The 11454-nt window shown below is 48.5% G+C and carries 7 protein-coding genes; 3 read left to right on the forward strand and 4 right to left on the reverse strand.

All coding sequences use genetic code 11. The features are described from left to right. Positions 1-11: 11 nt before the first annotated feature. Genes narJ through AMJAP_RS12855 form a run of 3 tightly spaced genes read right to left on the reverse strand, consistent with a single transcriptional unit; the run spans position 12 to position 6065 of the window. Positions 12-746 carry a nitrate reductase molybdenum cofactor assembly chaperone gene (narJ, locus tag AMJAP_RS12845; RefSeq protein ID WP_019620141.1) on the reverse strand — a complete coding sequence of 245 codons (735 nt, stop codon included), beginning with the start codon at positions 744-746 and terminating at the stop codon, positions 12-14. Between the two features lies 1 nt (position 747). Then, positions 748-2316 carry a nitrate reductase subunit beta gene (gene narH, locus AMJAP_RS12850; protein WP_019620140.1) on the reverse strand — a complete coding sequence of 523 codons (1569 nt, stop codon included), beginning with the start codon at positions 2314-2316 and terminating at the stop codon, positions 748-750. Continuing rightward, positions 2313-6065, reverse strand: a complete 3753-nt coding sequence (locus tag AMJAP_RS12855) for a nitrate reductase subunit alpha (protein WP_019620139.1) — start codon at positions 6063-6065, stop codon at positions 2313-2315. Before AMJAP_RS12855 ends, narH begins: the two co-directional genes overlap by 4 nt. A 680-nt stretch (positions 6066-6745) precedes the next feature. Here AMJAP_RS12855 and AMJAP_RS12860 point away from each other — a divergent pair. Beyond that, on the forward strand, positions 6746-7090 hold the full coding sequence (locus AMJAP_RS12860) for a cupin domain-containing protein (RefSeq protein WP_019620138.1): 345 nt from the start codon (positions 6746-6748) through the stop codon (positions 7088-7090). Positions 7091-7613: 523 nt separating this feature from the next. Here AMJAP_RS12860 and AMJAP_RS12865 read toward each other — a convergent pair. Further along, entirely contained in the window at positions 7614-8213 is a 600-nt protein-coding gene (locus AMJAP_RS12865) for an MBL fold metallo-hydrolase (RefSeq protein WP_019620137.1), read from the reverse strand. Between the two features lie 439 nt (positions 8214-8652). Between AMJAP_RS12865 and AMJAP_RS12870 the strand changes: the two genes are divergently transcribed. Together AMJAP_RS12870 and AMJAP_RS12875 are read left to right on the forward strand one after the other, a co-directional pair. Next, a complete protein-coding gene (locus AMJAP_RS12870; RefSeq protein ID WP_019620136.1) occupies positions 8653-9462 on the forward strand; it encodes an IclR family transcriptional regulator in 810 nt (269 codons plus the stop codon). Positions 9463-9799: 337 nt separating this feature from the next. Continuing rightward, positions 9800-11452 carry a FecR domain-containing protein gene (locus AMJAP_RS12875; protein ID WP_019620135.1) on the forward strand — a complete coding sequence of 551 codons (1653 nt, stop codon included), beginning with the start codon at positions 9800-9802 and terminating at the stop codon, positions 11450-11452. The last annotated feature ends 2 nt before the right edge of the window (positions 11453-11454 follow it).

The raw sequence follows: 11454 nt of genomic DNA on the forward strand, positions 1-11454 counted from the left end.
TTCTCCAAGGCTCAGAATGAACCGGCTGATTCAGAAGGAGCAGATGGTGACGCCGGCTGAATATTCAGCGGCTGTACCTGATCCAACTCGCGACGACGCTGGGCAACAGCATTATCGCCACAGTCCTGGGCGCTGTTTTCGGTAAACCGCACCATCTCCTCTTCCCAAACTTCATCCATCGCTTCGGGCGTGTCATCACGTACCTCCGAAGCCACTTTTTTCTGCAACTCTTCGCGCTCAACCGGTAAACCAGTGAGGCTCAGCAAAGCTTCAAACAGCACAGCATAGTTGCACTCCCGCTGGTGCAGACGAGTTTCCAGCAAGACCAGAATATGACTTACATCTACCAGCCATTGCTGTGCTTCCGAGTTTGACCGCATCGATAAATACTCTAAGTACAGCGGGATATAATCGGGTAGTTCACGTACACCGATTGCAAACCCCTGTTCTTCGTAAATCGCCATCAGGTCCACCATTGCCTGGCCACGGTCACGGCTTTCGCCGTGAACATGTTCAAACAACAGCAGCGACAACGAACGACCCCGGTCAAACAGCGACACATAGTTCTCCTGAGCATCCATCAGATCCTGGCTGCAGAGCTGTTCAATAAACTCAATCAGCAGATCCCGCTGTGCACCAGCCAAACAGGTATCAGAGCGCACTTCATCAATCAGCGCCTGACGTGCCTCAAACAGTTCCGTTTCCGGATAACTCAATAGAGCCGAGATTACTTTTAGACTTCGCATCTTAAGCCTCCTCGTCCTGTAGTAACTGGGGATCCACTTGCTGTACGCCGCTGACCTTCTCAACCATGGTGACGCTCTGCTTCTTCGCGCCAAACAGGTTGAACTCAGTTTCGCCACCGGCACAGCCGTTACCAAAGGTAAAGCCGCAACCGTTACGCTCGGGGAACGCTTCTTTAGCCAACTCGCGATGACTGGTCGGGATAACGAAACGGTCCTCATAGTTGGCAATCGCCAGGTAGCGGTACATCTCTTTCGCCTGGTGCTCGGTCAAACCGGCTTCTTCCAGAACTTCCAGGTTGATCTTGCCTTCTACCTGCTCATCACGTTTATAGGCACGCATGGCCAACAGACGTTTCAGAGCACTTATGACTGGTTTCTCATCACCCGCGGTAAGCAGGTTAGCCAGATATTTCACTGGGATACGCAGACTCTCGACATCCGGAATCGCGCCATTCATGCCGATACTTCCAGCATCAGCAGCAGACTGGATAGGACTCAATGGTGGCACGTACCAAACCATTGGCAGGGTACGGTACTCAGGGTGCAGTGGCAGAGCCAGTTTCCAGTCCATCGCCAGTTTGTACACCGGTGAATTCTGCGCAGCCTTAAGTACGTTGTCGGTCACACCATCCCGGCGCGCCTGTTCAATCACCGCTGGATCAAATGGATCCAGGAAGATTTCCAACTGCTTCTCATACAGATCCTGCTCATTACCAGAAGCGGCAACTTCCTGAATGCGGTCTGCGTCATACAGCATCACGCCTAAGTAACGGATACGGCCAACACAGGTTTCAGAGCAGACGGTTGGCATACCAGACTCAATCCGTGGGTAACAGAAGATACACTTCTCGGACTTACCGGATTTCCAGTTGTAGTAGATCTTTTTGTAAGGACAGCCACTGACGCACATCCGCCAGCCACGACATTTGTCCTGGTCGATCAGAACGATACCGTCCTCTTCACGCTTATAAATGGCACCCGATGGACAGGATGCAGCACAAGCCGGGTTAAGGCAGTGCTCGCAAAGTCTCGGCAGGTACATCATGAACGTGTTCTCGAACTCGCCGTAGATCTCTTTCTGAACGTTATCGAAGTTCTTATCAACAGAACGCTTCTTAAACTCAGTACCGAGAATTTCTTCCCAGTTCGGACCCCACTCGATCTTCTTCATCCGGTCGCCGGTAATCAACGAACGCGGACGTGCTACCGGCTGATGCTTACCTTCCGGTGAATTGTGAAGATGCTGATAATCGAAGTCGAACGGCTCGTAGTAATCGTCGATCTCTGGCAGATCCGGGTTGGCAAAAATATTTGCCAATACCCGCCATTTACCACCGATACGCGGCTCAATACTACCGTCGGCTTTACGCACCCAACCGCCGTTCCATTTGTCCTGATTCTCCCACTCTTTCGGGTAGCCGATACCAGGCTTACTTTCAACGTTATTGAACCACGCGTATTCCATACCTTCGCGGGAGGTCCAGACGTTCTTACAGGTAATCGAACAGGTGTGACAACCAATACACTTGTCGAGGTTAAGCACCATGCCTACTTGAGAACGGATTTTCATTTTACCGCCTCCTGAACATAATCGTTATTCTCGCCATCCAGCCAGTCGATGTTCTTCATCTTACGTACGACGACGAACTCATCACGGTTGGAACCCACAGTTCCGTAGTAGTTGAACCCGTACGCCTGCTGTGCATAACCACCAATCATATGGGTAGGTTTAGGACAAGCACGAGTAACCGAGTTATGAATACCACCACGGGTACCCGAGGTCTCCGAGCCAGGAATATTCACAATACGTTCCTGAGCGTGGTACATCATTGTCATACCTTCGTTAACCCGCTGTGACACCACCGCACGGGCTGCAATTGCACCGTTGGTGTTGAAGATTTCAACCCAGTCGTTATCTTCGATGCCAACCTTCTCTGCATCCACTTCGGACATCCAGATAATCGGACCACCCCGAGACAACGTCAGCATCAGCAGGTTGTCACTATAGGTAGAGTGAATACCCCATTTCTGGTGCGGAGTGATCCAGTTCAGTGCGATCTCAGGGTTGCCGTTAGTCACCTTGTTCATCATCGGCTTAACCGTCTTGGTATTGATCGGCGGACGATAAACCAGCAGGCTTTCTCCAAAGTCACGCATCCACTGGTGATCCTGATAATACTGCTGTCGGCCAGTCAGGGTGCGCCATGGAATCAGCTCGTGAACGTTGGTGTAACCCGCATTGTAGGAAACATGCTCGTCTTCCAGACCTGACCAGGTCGGTGAGGAGATGATCTTACGAGGTTGCGCCTGTACATCACGGAATCTAATTTTCTCTTCTTCTTTCGGTTTCGCCAGATGAGTATGATCCAGACCGGTAAACTCGCTCAACGCAGCCCAGGCTTTCACGGCCACCTGACCATTGGTTTCCGGTGCAAGACTGAGGATCATTTCCGCAGCATCAATCGCCGTTTCTATTTTGGCGCGATCTTTACTGGCACCCTCTTCGGTATGCGTCCAGTTAAGGTTCTTCAGTAACTCAACCTCATCCTTAGTATCCCAGCTAATACCCTTACCGCCGTTACCCATGCTTTCAAGCAATGGTCCGACTGATGAGAAGCGGGCGTAAGTGTTCGGGTAGTCACGTTCAACCACCACCAGGTTCGGCATAGTTTTGCCAGGAACCGGTTCACACTCGCCTTTTTTCCAATCTTTAACATCGTACGGCTGAGAAAGTTCTCCCGGTGAGTCATGCAGTAGAGGCACGCTGACCAGATCTTCTTCCACGCCCAGATGACCCACACAAACCTCAGAGAATTTCTTCGCAATCTCTTTATAGATATCCCAGTCAGAGCGAGCTTCCCAGGCAGGATCAGTCGCCGCTGAAAGCGGATGAATAAACGGATGCATATCTGAAGTATTAAGATCGTCCTTCTCGTACCAGGTAGCGGTCGGCAGGACTATATCGGAATACAGACAAGTAGTGGACATACGGAAGTCCAGCGTTACCAGCAGATCAACCTTGCCTTCAGCGCCTTTGTCATTCCACTTAACTTCTTCTGGCTTAGGTCCGCCCCCTGCACCCAGGTCTTCACCCAGCACAGAATGTTTGGTGCCCAGCAGATACTTGAGCATGTACTCGTGGCCCTTACCGGATGATCCCAGTAGGTTCGAGCGCCAGATAAACATGTTACGTGGGAAGTTTACTGGGTTATCAGGATCTTCAGCTGAGAATTGAATACCACCAGATTTCAACTGATCAACAGTATAATCCTGCGGCGATACACCGGCAGCTGCTGCGGCCTTAGTAATACCCAGCGGGTTCTGATTCAGTTGCGGTGTAGATGGCAACCAACCCATTCTTTCAGAACGTACGTTCATGTCGATAAGGCTGCCGGTATACTTGGACTTATCTGCCAGCGGCGACAGAATTTCATCCACTTCAAGCTTCTCATAACGCCACTGACTAGAGTGGTTGTAGAAGAAGCTGGTACCGTTCATATGACGGGGTGGACGCTGCCAATCGAGACCAAACGCCAGCGGCAACCAACCACACTGAGGGCGCAGTTTCTCTTGCCCTACATAGTGAGCCCAACCACCACCAGACTGACCGACACAACCACACATCACGAGCAGGTTGATCAGGCCACGATAGTTCATATCCATGTGATACCAGTGGTTCATACCGGCACCCACGATGATCATGGAGCGACCTTTGGTCTTATTCGCAGTATCAGCAAACTCACGAGCGATCTGAATAACTACCTTGCGATCAACGCCGGTAATCTGTTCCTGCCAGGCAGGCGTATACGGTGCATTGTCATCGAAGCTTTCAGCAACAAAATCGCCACCCAAACCACGGTTAACACCGTAGTTTGCCAGCATCAAGTCGCCAACGGTAACAACCAGAGACTCACCACCATCGGCTAACTTGATCTTCTTAGCCGGCAGATTATGGTGAATCACATCATTAAAGGTGTTGTTAGGGAAGTGCTCGTGCTCTACTCCGCCGAAGTACGGGAAGCCAACAGAGACGATCTCATCATTGTTTTCGATAAGACTCAGAGCCAGTTTAGTCTCTTTACCTTCACCGCCCTCTTTCTCTTCAATATTCCACTTACCTTTCTCACCCCAACGGAAACCGATAGAGCCATTTGGCACCACAAAGCTATTGCTGCCAGCATCAAAAGCAACGGTCTTCCATTCAGGATTGTTTTCCTGGCCAAGCGACGCATCAAAGTCAGCGGCACGAATAAAGCGACCCGGAGCAAAGCTGCCATCTTCACGCTTATCCAGCTGTACCAGGAATGGCATATCGCTGTATTTGCGGGCGTAGTCCTGGAAATATTCGCTTGGATTATCAACATGGAACTCTTTTAAGATCACATGTCCCATCGCCATCGCCAGTGCAGCATCGGTACCCTGCTTAGGGTTCATCCACTGATCACAAAGCTTAGCAACTTCGGAATAATCCGGCGTTACTGCGACGGTTTTAGTACCCTTATAACGTACTTCTGTAAAGAAGTGAGCGTCCGGAGTACGCGTCTGCGGTACGTTAGAACCCCAGGCGATGATGTAGTTTGAGTTGTACCAGTCTGCCGATTCCGGTACGTCGGTCTGCTCGCCCCAGGTCATTGGCGACGCTGGCGGCAGATCGCAGTACCAGTCGTAGAAGCTCAGACAAGAACCGCCGATCAGTGACAGATAACGGGATCCTGCTGCATAGGAGACCATGGACATAGCAGGAATTGGCGAGAAACCAACAACCCGGTCCGGACCGTACTGTTTAATAGTGTACGTGTTAGAAGCAGCAATGATTTCATTGACTTCATCCCAGCTGGAACGAACAAAACCACCCAGACCACGGATAGACTTGTATGAATTAGCCTTATCTGGATTCTCGACAATTGATTCCCAGGCATCCACTGGATCTGTATGGGTTTTACGAGCTTCACGCCAAAGTTGCAGCAGACGCTTACGAATAGTCGGATATTTCAGTCGGTTAGCACTGTAGATATACCAGGAATAACTGGCACCACGCGGACAACCACGTGGTTCGTGGTTCGGTAGATCAGGTCGGGTACGTGGATAATCGGTCTGCTGGGTTTCCCAGGTAATCAGGCCGTTTTTGACATAAATTTTCCAGCTGCAGGAGCCGGTACAGTTAACCCCGTGGGTAGACCGTACAATTTTGTCGTGCTGCCAGCGTTGGCGATAGCCATCTTCCCAATCACGGCTTTCCGTGGTGGTTTGGCCGTGACCGTCAGCAAAGCTTTCCGGCTTTTTCTTTAAATATCTTAGTCTATCAAGCAAATGGCTCATGTCATTATCTCCTGAAACCTCTTGGTCAGGACAAGATTCACCGGATGATGAATCTCTCTGAATATTTCCCCAGAAAAGCAGACATTTAATAGGCTGCTAACCTGGATTCCAACGGTCTGGCTGCAAGTGACGCTGCGGGGTTGCAGATCGCCTGCGGGTTAATGTAGAGCTCAAACTACGTGATAACGGGTTTAGATCTGTTGACACAGATCAACAGCCGGGGAACTCGAAAATGGCAAAAACCGCACTATACCTCCAAAGTGATACTTCCTCAAAAAACACATAACACTATGTTTTATAAAAGATAATAGGTTTAAGCGCCTTACTGAGACAGAAAAAATCATTGTTCGAGTTCTTTATGGGTATGCCATCTGAGAAAATCATTATCAGCATTGGTTACTGCGAAACATCATGCAGTGAAAGGTGAGCAAGAAACTTCCAGCAAGAAAAAAACAGGGATTCAGACAAGGTCAGATAACAGCTATTTTGCCGCAGCGAATGCTCAAAGCACCTATAAGAGAATTCACCTTAAGACCGAAGCTCGATAGCCTTCTTCCGATCCTTTAATCATCTAGTGCTTTGACGACGCGTTTTGGCATCAATCAGGTCGGAGCCGGACAACTCTGAATATCCAGCGAACCTACAATGACAGATCTTTCAATCAATCTTATGGAGCTGATATGTCCGATTTCATCACAGTCATGCGCGAAACCTGCCCCACTCCAATTGTTGACGCTACCAAGTGGAAGCGTATTGGCGGTGATCCACACACAGTGAACCTTAACGCCTACCTTTCCGAAGATGGCAGCAAGATAATGGGTACCTGGATCTGCACACCGGGAAAATTCGAAGTAGATTACGATAAATGGGAGTTTTGTCACTTCCTTGAAGGTTACTGCATCATCACACCCGAAGGCGAAGAACCCGTGCACCTGAAAGGCGGCGATGTATTCGTTATTGAACCGGGCATGAAAGGCACCTGGGAAGTAGTAGAGACCGTGCGCAAATACTTCGTCTTTGCCTAAGCGCTTTGACAGATCGTAGATTAGGGTTAAGGCTTTAGCTTTTCTCTGTGAACTCTGTGTTCTCGGTGATGCATCTGTGCCATTAAAAGCATTAAGAACGGTTTACCACAGAGGACACGGAGAGCACCGAGGGGATAATTAAAGGGCTTTTGTCTTTCTCTGTGAGCTCGGTGTTCTCGGTGGTTCATCTTTGCCGTTAAAAGCATTAAGAACGGTTTACCACAGAGGGCACGGAGAACACCGAGGGAATAATTAAAAGGCTTTTATCTTTCTCTGTGAACTCTGTGCTCTCGGTAGTTCATCTTTACCGTTAAAAGCCTTAAGAGCGGTTTACCACGGAGGGCACGGAAAGCACCGAGTGGAATAATTAAAAAGCTTTTGTCTTTCTCTGTGAGCTCGGTGTTCTCGGTGTTCTCGGTGGTGCATCTTTGCCGTTAATAGCATTAAGAACGGCTTACCACAGAGGGCACAAAGAACACCGAGGTTGATGTATATAAAGGCTTAGGCTCTTCTTTGTGACTCGTTAAAGTGAAGCAATCAGCTCTGACAAAGCTTGCTCACCGTTTCTGAAGACAGGCCAGCCATCACCGGTCAGAATAGCGTCAATACCCTTGATTGATGCAACCCTTTTTACAGAGGCTTTCGCTTGTTCTAGATGTTGTAGTTTAGCGTCCGGTATCATGCAAAGCTTACCACCGGAATGCGCTCTGATAAGGTCACCCGTGATAAGCGTGCTTCCTTCAACAATGAAGGCGAGCTCACCCTCTGTTTTAGAGCCATTCAAAGCATAGACATCAAGCCCATCAATAACACTTCTGCCTTCACTTAACCACTGTGTACATGGAATAGGGAAGCTAGCCTTTTCACCAGCTGGCCCCCAAATGTCAGCACCGGTTTGTTGAGCTAAAACCTTAGCGTTCCTAATATGATCAGAATTAGAAATGATGATGTGACTGACACTTCCCAATGATTTCAGATGGTTTTCATCATGGGCTGTTAAAGGTAGCGGATCAAAAATCACATTACCGCCATCCCTCACCCAAAGGTAACTGTGAAAGTCTATATCTCTGTCTTCATCAAACTGAGTCCAGCAAAATAGATTTTTCTTGTGGAGTAATTTCATGAGTTATTCTCTCTATACTGCAGCAACATAATTATAATGATGAGTCCTGCCGGGGAAAAATCATCGGTTATGCCATGAACTGTTGACGCTCTTATAGCCGTAAACCTCATTCAGAATGTCAGTATAGCACCGCTCCATTTCATCCCCTTATACAATGCATCTCGATGCAAAGTATAAGAAAGTACGACATTAGCTTTTACTAACCGATCACTATCCCCCCCTTGACGCTTCAGTAACAAAGATCACCTGGGAAGGGTGGCTCAAACCTCGTTAAAATTCCCCAATCAAATACCTCTAATGCAGCGGTCATTTTTCGGCCTGTTTATGACGACTAACAATGAGGCTGTAACATCAGGAGTAAACGCCCACCTTTTTCACAATATGAAATCAGACCATTATTTATTAGAATACGAGATATGAAAATTCAGGACCCCGTTCAATGTCAGACAACAAACCCGCTACCCGAATTCAAGTAATCGATCGCGCAGCTCAGATTCTAGATGCCATCTCGCGTTACTCGCAACCGGTTACGCTTAAGGTACTGAGTGCCGAAACAGGACTCCACCCTTCTACTGCTCACCGAATACTCCACTCGCTAATCGATAATCGTTTTGTCGATCGCAACAGCAACGGTGAATACTGGTTGGGAAACCGACTAATGCAACTCACTAATAAACGTCATACCGACGTTGATCTGCGAGCAGTTGCCCTGCCCTATATGGAACGATTACGGGACAAACTGGGGGAGAGTATTAACCTGACGATTCGCGAAGGTGATGTCATCATCTATTTTGAGCGAGCGATTCCGAATCGGATGATGCATGTACATCAACTGGTCGGCAGTAGAGCTCCTTTGCATGTCACCGGTGTCGGAAAGCTGATGCTAGGCATGGGCGGCATACAAGAGATCAGTCGTTATGCAGAACGCACCAATTTGCCATCCTATACTCAGAATACCTTCTCCTCGCTGTCATTATTGACCGAAGAGTGTCTGCAGTCAGCCATGCGCGGCTATGCTCTGGATAATGAAGAAGCGGAGATCGGCGTAGGCTGCATCGGTGTGCTGATCTATGATCAGACGAACCTGCCCGTTGCAGGGCTATCTATTTCGGCGCCGATAGAAAGGCGTAATTTGAAATGGACTAAAGAGCTAAAAGAAGCCGCTAAAATGATCTCGGTTCAGTTAGGTTATAAAGAAACCAGACTCTCAGACTCACACCCATCTGTCAGCTCAACGCAGAAAATATAAGAGAATCACCATTTTGAGAAAAATGTCACTCATATAGGCTGTAGTATTCCAGTCAACTGATCTAAAGTGTTAATAACCTGAATGAAGTTAACCTTTTGTAATTTATTGTTTTGTTGTTAACTGCGGTTCACAGGTTTCTGATAATTCATTGAATTATAGGAAGCTGCAAAGCATCTCTGGGTATTCTCTGCCAACACGCAAAGACATCAAGAGCTGGTTCGCATTTTCCTTAGTTAGTCTACGTTATAGACAAGACTATGCAGAGGCTTTGTAGCCATGAAGCTTCCTGCTCGGATGTAGCAATAACGGCTAACCATTACGAAAGGAATGCCAAACGATGACTGTCAGCCGGATAGCACTTAACTTCTCTTTTTGCTTAATCGTTTTACTTACAACCTCACTCCACTCATCACTGAGCCAGGCACAAGAGTGGGTTTATACTACGGTTGAAGGCGACAACCTCTGGAACCTCAGTGAAAAGCACCTGGACCGGGTCACACGGTTTCAGCAGCTTCAGAAGCTCAATAATATTAAAAACCCGCGTCAGCTTCAGCCCGGCACACGTTTGCGAGTACCGTTAAAATGGATTCGAAGCAATCCGGTACCAGCTGAAATATCCGAGTTACGTGGCGAAGCTGAACTACTGCGAGCGGCTGACAACAGTGTTATCCCTCTTACAGAGGGCAGCCAGATTCAGTTAGGTGATCGGATTCGCTCCGGTGCAGATACCACGCTGGCGATTCGCTTTGCCGATAACACCGTGCTGACACTCTACAGCGACAGTCTGATTCGATTTGACCATCTCAGTGCCCACGGCACAACTGGGATGGTTGATTCCAGATTAAACTTGCTGAAAGGTCGAATGGATACCCGGGTAACCCCTGCGTCAGGGCCTGGCTCTCGATTTGAAATTGAAACCCCTTCAGCCATTAGTGCGGTCAGGGGAACTGAATACCGCGCAACCGTCGCTGATGAAGGTCAGCTGTCTAATATTGAGGTGCTTCACGGCAAAGTAGTCGTGAGCGGTGCCGACAAGAAAAGACTCATTAAAGCAGGCTACGGCACCCAGATTGCTACCGGCACGGCCCCTATCCCACCCAAAAAATTACTACCGCCACCACCGTTTAAAAAACCTGACGGCCCTATTCGTAGCATCAACTGGATAATCAACTGGCAAACTAACGAAGATGCACGCGAATACCGTATAGAAGTATCAGAAGACGCCAGTTTTAATACATTGCTATGGCAACAGATCAGCGAATATTCCCGGGCTCCTTTACCTGATCTCCCCGACGGTAAATACTTTGCCCGTGTTCGCGGAATCGACCAACTGGGGCTTGAGGGACAAAGCAGTGTTCTCGCGTTCACCCTGGACGCCAGACCACAACCCCCGGTTCAACTATCACCCGCAGATAAAAAACTCTTGCGGGGGCAATCACCTGAACTGCAATGGACAGCTTCAGAAGACGCCGCTCGTTATCACCTGGAGATAGCTACCGATGCCACATTTAACAATTTAATTGTGGATGATAAGGGTATTAGTGGTAACCGATATGACAGTTCAGCACTGCCTGTTCCGGGCAACTATTTCTGGCGTTTAACGAGTGTCACTGCGGATAATGAATTCGGGCCAGCAGGCCTTATTCGGGAATGGGAGACCAAACCAATTCCCGCTAAAGTTGATGCACAGATGAGTGCGTCGGAAGATGGAATGCTGGTTGCCAGCTGGCCATCCACCAATGACAGAGAGACCTACCAGGTTCAACTGGCTTACGATAAAGCATTTAATAATATTCAAACCGATTCAATACTCACAAAACCAGAAATGAGTTTCCAGCCGGTTAAAAATACTCCTCGTTATTTAAGAGTACGCACAATTGCAACCGATGGTTATATCGGGCCTTGGGGAGCAACTCAAAAAGTGGTACCAGTTACCGACTATACGCCTGTGGCTATCTGGGGTTCCATTATGCTGCTTATATTGCTGTAAAC

Origin of the sequence: Amphritea japonica ATCC BAA-1530 (assembly GCF_016592435.1) — a bacterium.
Classification (GTDB): domain Bacteria; phylum Pseudomonadota; class Gammaproteobacteria; order Pseudomonadales; family Balneatricaceae; genus Amphritea; species Amphritea japonica.

Bases quoted from the DNA above. Each gene is read 5' to 3' on its own strand.
- narJ (WP_019620141.1), bottom strand. From the start codon at position 746: ATGCGAAGTCTAAAAGTAATCTCGGCTCTATTGAGTTATCCGGAAACG.
- narH (WP_019620140.1), bottom strand. From the start codon at position 2,316: ATGAAAATCCGTTCTCAAGTAGGCATGGTGCTTAACCTCGACAAGTGT.
- AMJAP_RS12855 (WP_019620139.1), bottom strand. From the start codon at position 6,065: ATGAGCCATTTGCTTGATAGACTAAGATATTTAAAGAAAAAGCCGGAA.
- AMJAP_RS12860 (WP_019620138.1), top strand. From the start codon at position 6,746: ATGTCCGATTTCATCACAGTCATGCGCGAAACCTGCCCCACTCCAATT.
- AMJAP_RS12865 (WP_019620137.1), bottom strand. From the start codon at position 8,213: ATGAAATTACTCCACAAGAAAAATCTATTTTGCTGGACTCAGTTTGAT.
- AMJAP_RS12870 (WP_019620136.1), top strand. From the start codon at position 8,653: ATGTCAGACAACAAACCCGCTACCCGAATTCAAGTAATCGATCGCGCA.
- AMJAP_RS12875 (WP_019620135.1), top strand. From the start codon at position 9,800: ATGACTGTCAGCCGGATAGCACTTAACTTCTCTTTTTGCTTAATCGTT.